At 63.5% G+C, this 15,005-nt stretch carries 12 protein-coding genes and 1 tRNA gene; 8 read left to right on the top strand and 5 right to left on the bottom strand.

Annotation, left to right across the window (positions count from 1 at the left end; translation table 11 throughout):
* Positions 1-77 (bottom strand) — tRNA-Met (locus AC1RDJ_RS04085).
* A gap of 188 nt (positions 78-265) precedes the next feature.
* On the opposite strand from AC1RDJ_RS04085, the gene AC1RDJ_RS04080 reads away from it, so the two are divergent.
* The 3 genes from AC1RDJ_RS04080 to AC1RDJ_RS04070 are packed head-to-tail and all read left to right on the top strand — an operon-like array spanning position 266 to position 2,374.
* Entirely contained in the window at positions 266-844 is a 579-nt protein-coding gene (locus AC1RDJ_RS04080; RefSeq protein WP_493026551.1) for an NUDIX hydrolase, read from the top strand.
* A 30-nt stretch (positions 845-874) separates the two neighbouring features.
* Positions 875-1,591 carry a leucyl/phenylalanyl-tRNA--protein transferase gene (aat, locus tag AC1RDJ_RS04075; RefSeq protein WP_071322323.1) on the top strand — a complete coding sequence of 239 codons (717 nt, stop codon included), beginning with the start codon at positions 875-877 and terminating at the stop codon, positions 1,589-1,591.
* 60 nt (positions 1,592-1,651) lie between these two features.
* A complete protein-coding gene (locus AC1RDJ_RS04070; protein ID WP_071322322.1) occupies positions 1,652-2,374 on the top strand; it encodes an arginyltransferase in 723 nt (240 codons plus the stop codon).
* A 525-nt stretch (positions 2,375-2,899) separates the two neighbouring features.
* Here AC1RDJ_RS04070 and AC1RDJ_RS04065 read toward each other — a convergent pair.
* Entirely contained in the window at positions 2,900-6,211 is a 3,312-nt protein-coding gene (locus tag AC1RDJ_RS04065) for a S41 family peptidase (protein ID WP_493026550.1), read from the bottom strand.
* A gap of 205 nt (positions 6,212-6,416) precedes the next feature.
* Between AC1RDJ_RS04065 and AC1RDJ_RS04060 the strand changes: the two genes are divergently transcribed.
* The 3 genes from AC1RDJ_RS04060 (at position 6,417) to AC1RDJ_RS04050 (ending at position 11,269) form a co-directional block, all read left to right on the top strand.
* The gene (locus tag AC1RDJ_RS04060; protein WP_493026549.1) at positions 6,417-7,466 is read left to right on the top strand and encodes a quinone-dependent dihydroorotate dehydrogenase; all 1,050 of its coding nucleotides are present in this window, start codon (positions 6,417-6,419) and stop codon (positions 7,464-7,466) included.
* Between the two features lie 9 nt (positions 7,467-7,475).
* On the top strand, positions 7,476-8,522 hold the full coding sequence (locus AC1RDJ_RS04055) for an aldo/keto reductase (RefSeq protein ID WP_493026548.1): 1,047 nt from the start codon (positions 7,476-7,478) through the stop codon (positions 8,520-8,522).
* A 302-nt stretch (positions 8,523-8,824) separates the two neighbouring features.
* A complete protein-coding gene (locus AC1RDJ_RS04050; protein WP_493026547.1) occupies positions 8,825-11,269 on the top strand; it encodes a TonB-dependent receptor plug domain-containing protein in 2,445 nt (814 codons plus the stop codon).
* An 89-nt stretch (positions 11,270-11,358) separates the two neighbouring features.
* Here AC1RDJ_RS04050 and AC1RDJ_RS04045 read toward each other — a convergent pair whose 3' ends face one another.
* Together AC1RDJ_RS04045 and AC1RDJ_RS04040 are read right to left on the bottom strand one after the other, a co-directional pair.
* Positions 11,359-11,916: a PEP-CTERM sorting domain-containing protein gene (locus AC1RDJ_RS04045; RefSeq protein ID WP_071322317.1), complete on the bottom strand. Its 558-nt coding sequence runs from the start codon at positions 11,914-11,916 to the stop codon at positions 11,359-11,361.
* A gap of 236 nt (positions 11,917-12,152) precedes the next feature.
* The gene (locus tag AC1RDJ_RS04040) at positions 12,153-12,989 is read right to left on the bottom strand and encodes an aldo/keto reductase (protein ID WP_493026546.1); all 837 of its coding nucleotides are present in this window, start codon (positions 12,987-12,989) and stop codon (positions 12,153-12,155) included.
* A gap of 113 nt (positions 12,990-13,102) precedes the next feature.
* On the opposite strand from AC1RDJ_RS04040, the gene AC1RDJ_RS04035 reads away from it, so the two are divergent.
* A complete protein-coding gene (locus tag AC1RDJ_RS04035; RefSeq protein WP_493026545.1) occupies positions 13,103-13,714 on the top strand; it encodes an immunity protein Imm33 domain-containing protein in 612 nt (203 codons plus the stop codon).
* On the top strand, positions 13,711-14,064 hold the full coding sequence (locus tag AC1RDJ_RS04030; RefSeq protein ID WP_493026544.1) for an MmcQ/YjbR family DNA-binding protein: 354 nt from the start codon (positions 13,711-13,713) through the stop codon (positions 14,062-14,064). Before AC1RDJ_RS04035 ends, AC1RDJ_RS04030 begins: the two co-directional genes overlap by 4 nt.
* Here the strand turns inward: AC1RDJ_RS04030 and AC1RDJ_RS04025 are convergent.
* A complete protein-coding gene (locus AC1RDJ_RS04025) occupies positions 14,061-14,993 on the bottom strand; it encodes a CysB family HTH-type transcriptional regulator (RefSeq protein ID WP_071322313.1) in 933 nt (310 codons plus the stop codon). The two genes, AC1RDJ_RS04030 and AC1RDJ_RS04025, sit on opposite strands and share 4 nt — an antisense overlap.
* Positions 14,994-15,005 lie beyond the last annotated feature (12 nt).

Here is a 15,005-nt window from a genome sequence, read left to right as displayed (position 1 = left end):
TGGTTGCGGGGACAGGATTTGAACCTGTGACCTTCGGGTTATGAGCCCGACGAGCTGCCAGACTGCTCCACCCCGCACTCGAATTATAAGGGCAAACTGACGGCTTAGGCAATAGCTATCTCCACTTCGACTGCAATAGATCCATTTAATTAAAAAAGCCCGGCCAATTGCTGGTTGGAATTGTGTCCGCCCGTCACGCCACGCCACGCGCAATCGGTGTACAGTAAGCGTTACACTAGACATCATCATTATCCTAAGTCCGCCCATGAAATTCTGCTCCGAATGCGCCCATCCCGTCATCCTGACCATCCCGGAGGGCGACAACCGTCCGCGCTATGTGTGCGCCAACTGCGATGCCATCCATTACCAGAACCCGAAAATGGTGGTCGGCTCCATCCCCGTGTGGGAAGAGGATGGCCAGTTGCAGGTCTTGCTGTGCAAGCGGGCCATCGAGCCGCGCTACGGCTACTGGACGCTGCCGGCCGGCTTCATGGAAAACGACGAGACCACGTCCGATGCGGCCGAGCGCGAAACGGTGGAGGAGGCGGGCGCCAATATCGAACTGGGCCCCCTGTTTTCGCTGCTGAACGTGCAGCGCGTGCATCAGGTCCACCTGTTCTACCTGGCGCGCCTGCGCGACCTCGATTTCGCCCCGGGCATCGAAAGCCTGGAAGTGCAGCTGTTCACGGAAGCGCAGATTCCCTGGGATGACCTGGCCTTCCCCACCATCCGCGCCACCCTGGAGCTGTTCTTCGCCGACAGGGTCAAGATGCGCGAAGGCGGCAGCTATGGTTTCCATACGGGCGACATCACGCGCCCGATGGCGCGCGCCGATGCCGAGTAAGCTCCGTCCAACCGCCACCTGTGACGCCGCATGATCCCTTGGCTCGATATCCACACCCCGTTTCCCGATGTCTCGCGCGCCCTCACCGACGAGGCGCCCGGCCTGCTGGCGGCTGGCGCCGACCTGTCGCCCGCGCGCCTGCTCGACGCCTACCGGCGCGGCATCTTCCCCTGGTTTTCCGAGGGCCAGCCCATCCTCTGGTGGAGCACCGACCCGCGCATGGTGCTGATGACGGACGCCTTCAAGGTCTCCGACAGCCTGGCCAAGGCGCTGCGCAGGGTCGAGCGCAGCGCCGCCACGGACGGACGCTGGCAACTGCGCTTCGACGGCGATTTCGAAGCCGTCATGCGCGCCTGCGCGGCGCCGCGCAAGGATGGCCCGGGCACCTGGATCTCGGACGAAATCATCGCCGGCTACACGGGCTTGCACAAGCTGGGCTACGCGCATTCGTCGGAACTGTGGCTGGACGGGGAACTGGTGGGCGGTGCGTACGGCGTGTCGATCGGGCGCATGTTCTATGGCGAGTCGATGTTCGCCCGCGTGACCGATGGCTCGAAGATCGCGCTGGCGCACCTGGTGCGCTTCCTGCAGGACCGCGGCGTGGCCATGATTGACTGCCAGCAGGAAACAAAACACCTGGCCTCGCTGGGCGCGGCGCCGATTTCACGCGCGCGTTTCCTCGCCCATGTGCGCAGCGCCATTGAAGCAGCGCAAATCACCGACTGGCAATCTGCAACACCGGCATAAAAAAGCTATGATATCTCCACGCAGACTTCCATTGCCGCGGCCAGACCAGACAGGATCAGCATGACGCACCTGAACGAACTACCGTTTGCCACCCTGCAGTTCTACACGACGGCGCCCTACCCGTGCAGCTACCTGGACGACCGCCAGGCCCGCTCGCAGGTGGCCACGCCCTCGCACCTGATCAACAGCGACGTGTATTCGGAACTGGTGCGCAACGGTTTTCGCCGCAGCGGCATTTTTACCTATCGCCCGTATTGCGACGGCTGCCAGGCCTGCATTCCCGTGCGCGTCGTGGCGCAGGAATTCGCGCCCAACCGCAACCAGCGCCGTGCCTGGAACCGGCATGCCGACCTGCGGGCCGGCGTCGCCACCCTGTCCTTCCTCGACGAACACTACGAGCTGTATCTGCGCTACCAGAGCACGCGCCACGCGGGCGGCGGCATGGACCAGGACAGCCGCGACCAGTACGCGCAATTCCTGCTGCAAAGCCGGGTCAACACGCGCCTGGTGGAATTCCGCGAGCCGGACGGCACGCTGCGCATGGTCAGCATCATCGACGTGCTGGCCGATGGCCTGTCGTCCGTGTACACCTTCTTCGACCCGGACGTGGCGGGCGCCTCGTACGGCACCTACAACGTGCTGTGGCAGATCGCCCAGGCACGGGAACTGGGCCTGCCGTATGTCTACCTGGGCTACTGGATAGAGCAAAGCCCGAAGATGGCCTACAAGATCAACTTCAAGCCCCTGGAAGCACGCATCAAGGGGCAGTGGATAGTGATGTAAATCCTGGGATTATTGGGTAGGTCGGATTAGCGCGCAAGCGCGCAATCCGACACTGCGATGCCAACAATGGTGTCGGATTACGGCGCTTCGCCCCTAATCCGACCTACTTGCTCTTGACGTGCTGTGGCTAGAGCAAAGCCCGAAGATGGCCTACAAGATCAATTTCAAGCCCCTGGAAGCACGCATCAAGGGGCAGTGGATAGTGATGTAAAACCTGGGAGTATTGGGTAGGTCGGATTAGCGCGCAAGCGCGCAATCCGACACTGCGATGCCAACAATGGTGTCGGATTACGGCGCTTCGCCCCTAATCCGACCTACTTGCTCTTGACGTGCTGTGGCTAGAGCAAAGCCCGAAGATGGCCTACAAGATCAACTTCAAGCCCCTGGAAGCACGCATCAAGGGGCAGTGGATAGTGATGTAAAACCTGGGGTTATTGGGTAGGTCGGATTAGCGCGCAAGCGCGCAATCCGACACTGCGATGCCAACAATGGTGTCGGATTACGGCGCTTCGCCCCTAAGCCGACCTACTTGCTCTTGTCCGGAAACGCCGGACGCGCAGGCCGCGCTGGCGGATTTTTCGCCAGTTCGGCCTGGATCACCTCGATGGCCTTTTCCAGCTGCGGATCGCGCCCGGCGATGACGTCGGCCGGCGTTTGCTCGACTTCGATGTCGGGCGGCACGCCCTCGTTTTCCACGCCCCAGCCGTTTTCGCGCGTCCAGAAGGCCAGGTTCGGCGCCGTGATGAAGCCGCCATCCATCAGCACGGGAAAGCCGAGGACGCCCACCAGGCCGCCCCACGTGGCCTTGCCGATCAGCGGACCCATGTTATTTTTGCGGAACATCCACGGCAGCAGGTCGCCGCCCGAGCCGGCCGTTTCGTCGATCAGCATGGCGCGCGGGCCCTGGATCGAGGCCGATGGCGTCTTCATGTCGGCGCCATAGCGCATGGTCCACCAGGCGATTTCCTTCTTCTGCAGGATCTCGATATAGTAATCGGCCACGCTGCCGCCGCCATTGAAACGCTCGTCGACGATGATGGCCTGCTTGTCCGCCTGCGGGAAGAAATAGCGCTTGAAGTAGGTGTGGCCCAGCCCCGCCGTATTCGGCACGTACACATACGCCACCCTGCCGCCGGTGGCCGCATTGACCTTGCGCATATTGCCTTCGATCCAGTCGCGGTTGCGCAAGGCATCCTCGGTCGGCACGGGCACCACGGTAATCGTGCGCGCGCCCTTGCCGTCGGCCGACGGCCCCACGGTGAGGTCGATGGCCTTGCCGGCCGTATTCTCGAAGGCGCTGTACAAATTGGTGGGCGGCGCCAGCGGGCGGCTGTCGACGGCCAGCAGGTATTCGCCCGCCTTCACGTTCAGGCCAGGCTCCGTCAGCGGCGCGCGCAGGGCCGGATTCCAGTTCAAGCCGCCATACACCTTCTTGAAGCGGTAACGGCCATCGCTGACTTCGTAATCGGCGCCCAGGAGCCCGCCCGGCACCTTCTTCGCCTCCAGAAAATCGTCGCCGCCGCCGCCGCGGTGGTGGCCCACGGCCAGCTCGCTGCACATCCACTGGATCAAACGATTCAGGTCGGCACGGCTGGACAGCTCGGGCAGGAAGACGGCGTACTTGTCGCGCATGGCCTTCCAGTCCACGCCATGCATGCCCGGATCATAGAAATAGTCGCGGTTGATGCGCCACACCTCGTTGAAGATCTGCGTCCACTCGGCGCGCGGATCGGCCCTCACCTCGATGGCGTCGACCTTGATCTTGCCCTCGCCCGGCGCCAGCAGCTTGCCCGTGGCCGAGCCCATGGCCCAGTTTTCCTTCTGGCGGTACAGCAGCTTCTTGCCGTCGGCCGAGACTTCGAAATCGTCCGCCTCGGCCACCACGGTTTCCGCCTTGCGCTCCTTCAAATCGAAGCGCTGCACGGCCTTCTTGCCGTCGCTTTCGCGCAGCAGGAAGATCTGCCCGGCGGCGCCCGCGGCCAGGCTGGAGAACTGCGCGGCCGGCAGCGGCAAGTCGACGATGCGCGTGGCGATGCCGTCGAAATCGATGTGGATGGGCGCCACCGGGGCCACCGTCACCTTCGGGTCGTCGCGGCCCGTCTTCGGATCGATTTTCGGCTCGCTCTTCGCTTCCGCCTCGTCTTTCGCCGTATCCTTCTTGCTCTCCGCACTGGCCGCCTTTTCCTCGTCGCTTTCCTTGATCAAGGGCGACGGCAGGTCACGCCGCAGCACGGCCATCCACACCGTGCGCGTCACGAGGTTGTCTTCGTTCTGCTGCGAGAACCAGTTGTTGCTGGGGCCCGCATTCGTCGAGGCGAAGAAGTACAGGTACTTGCCGCTCTTGTCGAACACGGGTTCGGCCACGTCGGACAGGCCATCCGTGACGGGCATGGACTTGTTCTGCTCGACCGAATAGATGTAGGCGCTGCGCGTGTAGGTGGGCGAATTGAGCGTGTAGGCCAGCCAGCGCGAATCGGGCGCCCACGAGGCGCGCATGCTCTTGTCGACGCCATACATCGGTTCCGTGGCGATCTTCTGCACCTTGCCCGTGCCGACATCGATCACGTACATGCTCCAGCCATTGTCGGCAAACGCGATCTTCCTGCTGTCGGGCGACCAGACGGCGTTGTCATAGAAGCCGCTGCCATTGAGCTTGAACTTGCGCACCGCGCCCTTGCCATCCTGCGCGCGCACATGCAGCTCGTATTCGCCCGACTCGTCCGAGAAATACGCGACCGAGCGGCCATCGGGCGACCAGATCGGCGTGCGCTCGTTCGCGCCGGCCGTCTGCGTCAGGTTGCGCACGTCGCCCTTGTCGGCGGGGATGGTGACGATCTCGCCCCGGTATTCGAAGGCGACGCGCGCGCCCGACGGCGAAATCGAGGCGTCGCGGATGTATTTCGCATTCTTGACCCAGCGCGGGCGCGTCTGCCCCAGGTCGCTGGCCACGCCGATGGCTAGCTTTTGCGCCTGGCCGCTGGCGATATCGAACGAGTGCAGATAGCCGGCCTGCTCGTAGACGATCTTGCCGTTCGCGGCCGACGCGTTGAGCACCGGGAAATCCGCGTGCCGCGTCAGCTGGCGCACGGTTTTCGTCTTCACGTCGTAGGCAAACAGGTTGAATTCGCCGTTGCGGTCGGAGCGGAAGTACACGGTGTCGCCTACCCACATCGGGTCGACGTCGTTCGAGCGCGTGGCGGGCTGGGGGATTTTTTCGATGGATTTATCGGCGGAAGAAAACAGCCACAGCCAGGAATTGGTGCCGCCCCGGTAGCGCTTCCACTGCTTGAACGCGGGCGCCAGGGGGTTGTAGGCGATGCGCGTGCCATCGGGCGAATACGTGGCGCGCGAGGCGTTGGGAATTTCCAGCTGGGTTTCCACGCCGCCCGCGACGGGTACTGTGAACAGCTTCTGGAAGCGGTTGTTGAAGGCGGCGCGGGGCGAGGTAAACATCACGGCCTTGCCATCGGGCGTAAACGCTTGCGCCAGGTCGGCGCCCGGGTGGAAGGTCAGGCGGCGCGGCACGCCGCCGGCCGCCGCGATCACGTACACGTCGACATTGCCATCGATATTGGCGCTATACGCGATCAGGCTGCCATCGGGCGAAAACACGGGATTGGACTTGTCGCCCAGGTCGGACGTCAGGCGCCGCGCGCCGCCGCCGTCGAGGTTGGACAGCCACAGGTCGCCCGCATAGATGAAGGCGATATGGCGGCTGGAGACGGCCGGTTCGCTCAGCATGCGGGTGTCTTGCGTATTGGGCAGGGCCAGGGCCGGGTGACTCAGCAACAGTGCGCTGGCGGCCGCGATGGCGCTCAGGATGCGTGTCTTTTTCAATCGATGTCTCGCTTATAAGGTAAGTGAACAGGGAAGAAACAGGAAAGTCCAGGGTCGCAATGCGAATTGGCAATGAATCAATATTGCATTAGACCAAAAAGAACTATACACCCGGCAGCCGCGTGGAACACGGTAAAATACGGCAAATTACACAGCGCGCCGCCAGCCTCTCCCGGCGGCCTGCGCACCACCCTAAAAGCGCCCCATGTCCGAAAAATTCCTGTACTCCCTCGCTCGCCCGCTGCTGTTCTCGATGGATGCCGAAGCGGCCCACCATCTCACCCTGCCTGCCCTGAAACGCGCCAGCGCGCTGGGCCTGACGAAGCTGGCCGGCAAGCCGACCCTTGACCCGCGCACGGTGATGGGCATCACCTTCCCGAACCCGGTCGGCCTGGCCGCCGGCCTGGACAAGGATGGCGCCTATATCGACGCGCTGGCCGACCTGGGCTTCGGCTCGATCGAAGTGGGCACCGTCACGCCGCGCGCGCAGGCGGGCAATCCGAAACCGCGCATGTTCCGCCTGCCGCAGGCACAGGGCATCATCAACCGCATGGGCTTTAACAATGGCGGCGTCGATGCGTTTGTCGCCAATGTGCAGGCGTCGAAGTTTTACCAGAACCGCACCGGCGTGCTGGGCCTGAACATCGGCAAGAACGCCGACACGCCGATCGAACGGGCGGCCGACGACTACCTGCTGTGCCTGGAAAAAGTCTACCCGTATGCCAGCTATGTGACGGTGAACATCTCGTCGCCGAACACGAAAAACCTGCGCCAGCTGCAGGGCGCGTCCGAACTCGACGCCCTGCTGTCGCAGCTCAAGGAAGCCCAGGCGCGCCTGGCCGACCAGCACAAGCGCTACGTGCCGCTGGCCCTGAAAATCGCGCCGGACATGGATGGCGAGCAGGTAAAAAGCATCGCCGAGTCGCTCACGCGCCACAAGATCGATGGCGTCATCGCCACCAACACCACCCTGTCGCGCAGCGCCGTGGAAGGCATGCCGCATGGCGCGGAAGCGGGCGGCCTGTCGGGCGCGCCCGTGTTTGAACTGTCGAACAACGTGATCCGCCTGCTGAAGGCGGAACTGGGCGATGCCCTGCCCATCATCGGCGTGGGCGGCATCATGCAGGGCAGCGACGCCGTGGCCAAGATCGAGGCGGGCGCGCAGCTGGTGCAGCTGTACAGCGGCCTGATTTACGCCGGCCCCGCGCTGATCAAGGATTGCGCGCGCGCGCTGCGCGGCAAGCAGGCCCGCTAAGGCAAGGCCATGGAAAAGATCAAGCTGGGCACGAGCAGCCTGGACGTAAGCCGGATCTGCCTGGGCACGATGACGTTCGGCGAGCAAAACAGCGAAGCGGAAGCGCACAGCCAGCTCGATTACGCGCTCGAGCGTGGCATCAACTTCATCGACACGGCGGAAATGTATCCGGTGATGGCCAGCGCGCAGACGCAGGGCAGCACCGAGCGCCATATCGGCAGCTGGCTGAAGAAAAGCGGCAAGCGCGGGCAGATCGTCCTGGCCAGCAAGGTGGCGGGACCGAACTCGCGCATGCACTGGATACGCAAGGGCAAGACCGACCACGACGCGGTGAATATCCGCGCCGCCGTCGAAGACAGCTTGCGCCGCTTGCAGACGGAGCACATCGACCTGTATCAATTGCACTGGCCCAGCCGCAACCTGCCCATCTTCGGCGCCAGCGTGTACAACCCGCGCAAGGAGCACGCCTCGGTCGCCATCGACGAGACGCTGGCCGTGCTGGGCAAGCTGGTCGAGGAAGGCAAGATCGGCCACATCGGCGTGTCGAACGAATCGTCGTGGGGCGTGTGCGAATACATCAAGCAGGCCGAACTGAAAGGCTTGCCGCGCATCGTTTCGATCCAGAACCTGTACAACCTGACGGCGCGCCATTTCGAGACGAGCCTGCTCGATGAAACCTGCCACCGGGAAAATGTCGGCTTGCTCGCCTACAGCCCGCTGGCGTTCGGCCAGCTGACGGCGAAATACCTCGACGATCCGCAGGCACGCGGACGCCTGACGATTTTCCCTGCCGGCTGGAGCCCCCGCTACATCCGTCCCGCCACCATCGAAGCGGCCCGGCAGTATGCGGCGCTGGCGCGCGCCAACGGCATGACGCCGGCGCAGCTGGCCCTGGCCTGGTGCTACTCGCGCTGGTTCGTGGCCTCGACCATCATCGGCGCCACCAGCGTCGAACAGCTGCGGCAGAATATCGACGCGTATCAAGTCACGCTGGCGCCGGAACTGGTGGCGGCCGTCGACGCCATCCACGCCAGCCTGCCCAATCCGGGGCAGTAAGCGCCATACCGTCTGGCGCCGCCGCACAGCGTCGCGCCAGACGCCCCGCTCTCATCGCAGATAGTCGTATTTACGCAACAGCTGGCAATTTACTGCTGTGCAGCATTGCAGCCTTGCCATGCCCGGTCGTATGCTGGAAATGAGTCCATATGCGCTACCCGCGTCACTTGGGTGCATATCAGACATTTATTGCATATCGATAGACAGAACTATTCGTAAGCACGCCAAGTGCCCGCTGCTAAGCTGTTTTCGTCATCGGACCGCCATGGTCCGCGCATACACTAACCGAAGAGATATTGTCGATGAGTTCAAGCACCGCCCGCTCCCAGCTTCCCGCCCTTCCCGTAAAAACCGTCCTTGCCGCCAGCCTGATCGCCTGCTTCAGCCTGCCGATGCAGGCGCAAGCGCAGCAAGAGCTGCCGGCCGATGGCGAACTGCAGTCGGTGGTCGTCACCGGCACCTTCGCCAAGAACCGCCGCACCATCGATTCCGAATCGCCGATCGACATCCTGACCTCGCGCGACCTGCAAAGCACGGGTTCCAGCGAACTGGCCACCGTGCTGGCGCGCCTGCTGCCGTCGCTGAACTTTGCCCGCGCCACGGGTGCCGACGCCAGCGACGCCGTGCGCCCGGCCCAGCTGCGCGGCCTGTCGCCCGACCAGTCTCTCGTGCTGGTCAATGGCAAGCGCCGCTACACCTCGGCCGTCGTCAACGTCAACGGTTCGCTGGGCCGAGGTTCGGCGCCCGTCGACCTGAATGCCATCCCGCTGGCCGCCATCGACCACGTGGAAGTGCTGCGCGATGGCGCGGCGGCCCAGTACGGCTCCGACGCGATTGCCGGCGTGATCAACATCATCCTGAAAAAAGGCGCGGCCGGCGGCGATGTCGAAGTGGGCTATGGCCAGACGCAGGAACGCGACGGCAAGCAAAAGAGCATCAAGGGTTCGGCCGGCTTCAAGCTGGGCGACGACGGCTGGGTGCGCGTCTCGGCGGAAGTGGCCGAGCGCGACCCGACCAACCGCGCCGGCGCCGACTTCCGCAACCCGCTGGAACCGCGCTACGGCAAGGTCAACCAGCGCTATGGCGACCCGGAAAGCAAGCCGGCCACCGTCTTCATCAACAGCGAATACCGCATCAACGACAATCTGGACTGGTATGCCTTCGGCAACTATGGCAAGCGCGACACCTCGGCCGCCGCCACCTGGCGCACGGCCTTGATCCAGGACCCCGTGACCAAGGTCTACTCGCAGCGCACGCCGATCTATCCGGAAGGTTTTTTGCCGCTGCAAAACAGCACCCTGACCGACCAGTCGCTGGTGACGGGCTTGCGCGGTGAAGCCGCCGGCTGGCGCTGGGATGCCAGCATCAATTATGGCAGCAACAAATTCGAGCTGGACCTGGACAACACGGTCAACCAGTCGCTGGGCGCGGCCAGCCCCACGCATTTCTATGCGGGCTCGCTGAAGAATGAACAGACGGTATTCAACCTGGACGCGGCGCGCGAATTCCCCGTCGCCTTCTTTTCCGGCCCCCTGACGGTGGCCGTGGGCGCCGAAGCGCGCCATGAAAAATACAGCATCGGCGCCGGCGACGAAGCTTCCTACATCACCGTCGTTACCAATCCCGCTACAGCAGGCGGCGCGCAAGGCTTCTCCGGCTTCCGCCCGGCCAACGCGGGCAGCCATTCGCGCCACAACGAATCGATCTATGTGAACCTGGAAGCGGAAGCGACGAAAAAACTGTCGGGCGGCGTGGCCCTGCGCCATGAGCGCTACAGCGATTTCGGCAGCACCACCTCGGCCAAGGGTTCCGCCCGCTATGCGTTCACGGACGCGCTGTCCCTGCGCGGCACGGTGTCGAGCGGCTTCCGCGCGCCGTCGCTGGCGCAGCAGTACTACACCATCACCACCACCAACTTCCAGGTCATCAACGGCAACAACACGGCCATTGAAACGGGCACCTTCGCCGTCAATACGCCGCAGGCGCGCGCCCTCGGCGCACAGGACCTGAAGCCGGAGAAGGCCCGCAACTACAGCCTGGGCCTGCAGTTCCAGCCTAGCCGCAACTTCACCACCTCGATCGACGCCTACCGCATCGACATCGACAACCGCATCCTGTTCTCGGCCAATCTGGCGCTGAATGACAAGCTGAAGGCCCAACTGGCAAACCAGGGCTCGACCGTGGGCGCGGCGCGCTACTTCACCAACGCCGTCGACACGCGCACCGAAGGCGTGGACATCGTCAGCACCTACCGCATCGACCTGCAGGACAAGGATCGCCTGGACTTTACCGTGGCCTACAACCATAACAAGAGCACGGTACAGAAAATCGCCGACAATCCGGCCATCCTGACGGCCAACAATCTGAAGCTGATCGACCGCCAGAGCATCGACCGCATTACGGTGGCGTCGCCAAAGGACAAGTTCAGCCTGGCCGCCGACTACGCCTTCGGCATCTGGAATGCGCATGGCGTGGTGACGCGCTACGGCAGCTTCACGGTGCCGCAGAACGATATCAAGCTGGACCAGACGTATGATCCGCAATGGGTGCTGGACGTGTCCGGCTCCGTAAAGCTGGACAAGCACTGGCGCCTGGTGGCCGGCATCGACAACGTCACCAACCGCTATCCGGCGCAGGTGACGAGCGCGGGCAACCTGAACGTCAACGGCACGCAGCCATACAGCATCTTCGCGCCGAACGGCTTCAATGGCCGCTACTACTACGCCAAGGCCGGCTACAGCTGGTAAGCGGCAAACCGCCCCAACAGGCAAAAAGCCCGGAACGCATGGCGTTTCCGGGCTTTTTTTTCATGCATGGCGCCGGCGGCGCATGGAACTTAGCCGCGGCGGCGGCGCGCCATGAAGCCCAGCAGGCCCAGGCCCATCACCAGCATGCCGTAGGTGGCCGGTTCCGGCACGGCCGACACCGAGCTGTAGGCGCGGAAGTTGCTGATGCCACGTGGCAAGTTACCGATACTGAACAACGTATTCGCGGCCACCGGGCTGTCCCAGTGGAACAGCAATTCGCCACGGCCGTAATGGATGGCCAGGTAGTCGAAGCTGGAATTGACGGAGAAGGAACCGGACTTGCCACTGTTCAAGTCGCCTTGGGTGGCCAGCACGAGCGAACCGGTGCCGCTCGACGGCAAGCCGAACTGCGTATTGAGCAAGGACTTGATCGCGGCCGCGCTTTGCGCGCCGGGCGGGTTGGCGCCGTCATACACCCAGACGCTGGCGGCCGCGACAGGGCCGTAGGTGACGGTATTGCCGCCCACCGTAAAGCCGCCTTTGGCAGGGTTGCTGATCTCGACCCAGCTGGCGGCGCTGGCCAGCGGCGCCACGAAGGCCGACACGCTGAGGCACAGTCCCAGTACTGCATGTTTCGTCATATTCATACATTTCCCCTAGGCATTATTTCAATATTGCAACTTAATTATATTTTTTATCACTTCCTTGCGATAGGACAAAAGATATCACTGAGGAAATCAAAATGCAATTAAAGAAACATATTTTGCCATTGGCATTTTTAATCGAACCCAGCCGTTTATCCGCTGGGCCGGCTATCGCAGGGGCATGGCGCCATGGCTTGCCGCACGGCTGTTGCAGACCCACCCGTGACGATACGAAAAAACTACAACTCCAGATTGGTATCGGGATCGCCGCCCTGGCGGTGTGCGCCGTCGAGCAGCGCCAGCGCCGCCAGGTCATCGGCGTCGAGGGCAAAATCGAAGATCGCCAGGTTTTGCCGCATGCGCACCGGGTCCTGCGACTTCGGAATCGCCACCAGGCCGTGCTGCACATGCCAGCGCAGCAGGATTTGCGCGGCCGAACGGCCATGTTTCTGCGCCAGGCGCGCCACGGTGGCGTCCTGCAGCAGGGCGCCGCGTCCCAGCGGGCTCCACGACTCGATGACGATGCCTTGCGCCGCATGCCAGGCCCGCAGCGCCGCCTGGCTAAAATCCGGGTGCAGCTCGACCTGGTTGACGGCAGGCAACACCCCCGTCTCCGCCCGCAGGCGCTCGATATGGGCGGGCTGGAAATTCGATACGCCGATCGAGCGGATGCGCCCTTCCCCGCGCAAGCGCACGAAGGCGCGCCAGGTGTCCACGTACAGCTCGCGCATGGGCAGCGGCCAGTGGATCAGGTACAGGTCGAGGTAATCGGTGCCCAGGGCGGCCAGCGTGGCGTCGAACGCGCGCAGGGTGCTGTCGTAACCGTGCTCGCTGCCGCGCAGCTTGCTGGTGATGCAGACCTCGGCGCGCGGCACGCCGCTGGCGGCGATGCCGCGTCCCACGCCCGTTTCATTGCCGTAGCGGGCCGCCGTGTCGAGCATGCGGTAGCCGCATGCGAGCGCCGCCTGCACGGCCGTCTCGGCTTGTGCATCGTCGAGCGGCCAGGTGCCAAAGCCGATCTGCGCGATGCGCCGGCCATCGTTGAGGAGTAAATGGGGTATCGTTGCGTCAGTCATGCCTGTCCTTGGTGTGAGAGAGGGAAAGAACATGATACGGCCTGCGCGCGCGGCGTGCTTTCAGGCGTGCAATCGGCTACCATGGGCTTTACTCTTCTTGACGACGGAGCACCATGCCCAGCTGGCACCTGGCCGACGCCGCCGAACTGGCCGCGCGCCACCCCTATACCTTCTATAAATCGCCGCCCGAGGCCATCGCCCAGGTGCGACCCGGCGAGGTGGTCAAGCTGATCTTCGCCTTCCACAGCGACGCTCCGCAGGCACCGGGCGCCGAGCGCATGTGGGTGCTGGTCGATACGGTGGAAGCCAACGGCCACTTCACGGGCAAGCTCGACAACATGCCCGGCTACATCGCCGATTTACAGGCAAAAGACACGGTCGCCTTCGAAGCGCGCCACATCATCAACACGCAGCATGACGATGACGACAACCTCGTCAACCGCTATGCGGGCCTGTGCTTCGTCACGAAAAGAGTACTGGAAGACGGCGCGCCCGTCGGCTACCTGTACCGCGAGGAACCGGACAATGCCGACGACAGCGGCTGGCGTTTCACGGCCAACGACGAGAGCGACGACTACATCAACGACAGCGCCAACGTGGCCCTCGTGTCGCTGGGCGCCGTGCTCGGCGTGGATGACCGTTTTATTGCGCTGCTGGACTCTCCCACCGGCACGGCCTATGCCTTCGACCGCAACAGGCAGCAATTCATGGCGGTGGACGAATGAAAACAGATGAACTGAAGGAGCTGTGCGCGGCCCTGCCCGGCGCGCAAGCCGTGCTGTACGGCCCGCCGTCGAACATCCTCGTGTATGCAGTGAGCGGCAAGAAATTTGCCTATTTTAAGACCAGCATGCCAGAGCAGTGGCGCTTCAGCCTGCGCGCCAGCGCCGGGCGCTTCATCGAACTGACGGACATGCCCGGCGTCAAGCCGGCGCGCTACATGGGCCGCTTTCACTGGGTGACGATCGTTGATGTAGCGCTATTCCCTGCCGATTACCTGGCGGAACTGGTGCAGGACAGCTACGCGCGCGCCGTGGCCGGCCTGACGCGCGCGCAGCGGGCCGCGCTGGATTAAAGCGACTCTTCGCCCGCCATGGCACGGTCGATGTCTTCCCGCGTCAAGTCCGGCGCCAGCTGCAAAATGAATTCGTAGGCATAGGCGCGCAGGTAGGCGCCGCGGCGCACGGCCAGGCGCGTCGTGTTGGTGGCAAACAAATGAGACGCTTCCACGGCGCGCAAGCCCTTGTCGCGGCCATGGTCGAAAGCCATCGAGGCCACGATGCCCACGCCCAGGCCCAGCGCCACGTATTGCTTGATGACGTCGGAATCCATGGCCGTCAGGATGATGTCGGTGGCCACGCCCGCCTTGGCGAACGCGTCGTCGATATGGCCGCGTCCCGTGAACCCCTTGTCGTAGGTAATCAGCGGGTATTTCGCCAGGTCTTCCAGGCGGATCGGCGTATGTTCGAGCAGCGGGTGGCCGTCCGGCACGACGATCAGATGGCTCCAGCGGTAGCATGGGAACGACACGAGGTCAGGAAACTGGCTCAGGCCTTCCGTGGCGATGCCGATATCGGTCTTGCCCGACAACACCCATTCCGCGATATGTTCAGGCGCACTTTGTTGTAGCGCAATACGCACCTCGGGATAGGCGGCGCGGAAACTTTGCACCACCTTCGGCAGCGCATAGCGGGCTTGCGTGTGCGTGGCCGCCACGGACAGGGTGCCGCTGGTCTGGCCGCTGTACTCGAGGCTGGCCTGCTGCAGGTTTTCCGCCTCGATCAAGAGGCGGTCGACGATTTTGAGGATGCCCTTGCCCGGTTCCGTCAAGCCCGTCAAGCGCTTGCCGTTGCGTTCGAAAATGACCACGCCCAGCTCGTCCTCGAGTTCGCGGATTTGCCGGCTCACGCCCGGCTGCGACGTGAACAGGGCGTTGGCCACTTCCGTCAGGTTATAGCCGCGGCGGGCCGCTTCGCGGATCGAGCGCAATTGTTGAAAATTCATGGTGTTCCAGCC

The organism is Janthinobacterium sp. GW822-FHT07H10 (assembly GCF_058798675.1).
Note: the sequence above shows the minus strand (reverse complement) of the source record. Positions and strands in the feature narration are given on the sequence as shown.

What these genes read in the sequence shown, in the direction of transcription:
- AC1RDJ_RS04080 (WP_493026551.1), top strand. Translation starts at nt 266, where the DNA reads ATGAAATTCTGCTCCGAATGCGCCCATCCCGTCATCCTGACCATCCCG.
- aat (WP_071322323.1), top strand. Translation starts at nt 875, where the DNA reads ATGATCCCTTGGCTCGATATCCACACCCCGTTTCCCGATGTCTCGCGC.
- AC1RDJ_RS04070 (WP_071322322.1), top strand. Translation starts at nt 1,652, where the DNA reads ATGACGCACCTGAACGAACTACCGTTTGCCACCCTGCAGTTCTACACG.
- AC1RDJ_RS04060 (WP_493026549.1), top strand. Translation starts at nt 6,417, where the DNA reads ATGTCCGAAAAATTCCTGTACTCCCTCGCTCGCCCGCTGCTGTTCTCG.
- AC1RDJ_RS04055 (WP_493026548.1), top strand. Translation starts at nt 7,476, where the DNA reads ATGGAAAAGATCAAGCTGGGCACGAGCAGCCTGGACGTAAGCCGGATC.
- AC1RDJ_RS04050 (WP_493026547.1), top strand. Translation starts at nt 8,825, where the DNA reads ATGAGTTCAAGCACCGCCCGCTCCCAGCTTCCCGCCCTTCCCGTAAAA.
- AC1RDJ_RS04045 (WP_071322317.1), bottom strand. Translation starts at nt 11,916, where the DNA reads ATGAATATGACGAAACATGCAGTACTGGGACTGTGCCTCAGCGTGTCG.
- AC1RDJ_RS04040 (WP_493026546.1), bottom strand. Translation starts at nt 12,989, where the DNA reads ATGACTGACGCAACGATACCCCATTTACTCCTCAACGATGGCCGGCGC.
- AC1RDJ_RS04035 (WP_493026545.1), top strand. Translation starts at nt 13,103, where the DNA reads ATGCCCAGCTGGCACCTGGCCGACGCCGCCGAACTGGCCGCGCGCCAC.
- AC1RDJ_RS04030 (WP_493026544.1), top strand. Translation starts at nt 13,711, where the DNA reads ATGAAAACAGATGAACTGAAGGAGCTGTGCGCGGCCCTGCCCGGCGCG.
- AC1RDJ_RS04025 (WP_071322313.1), bottom strand. Translation starts at nt 14,993, where the DNA reads ATGAATTTTCAACAATTGCGCTCGATCCGCGAAGCGGCCCGCCGCGGC.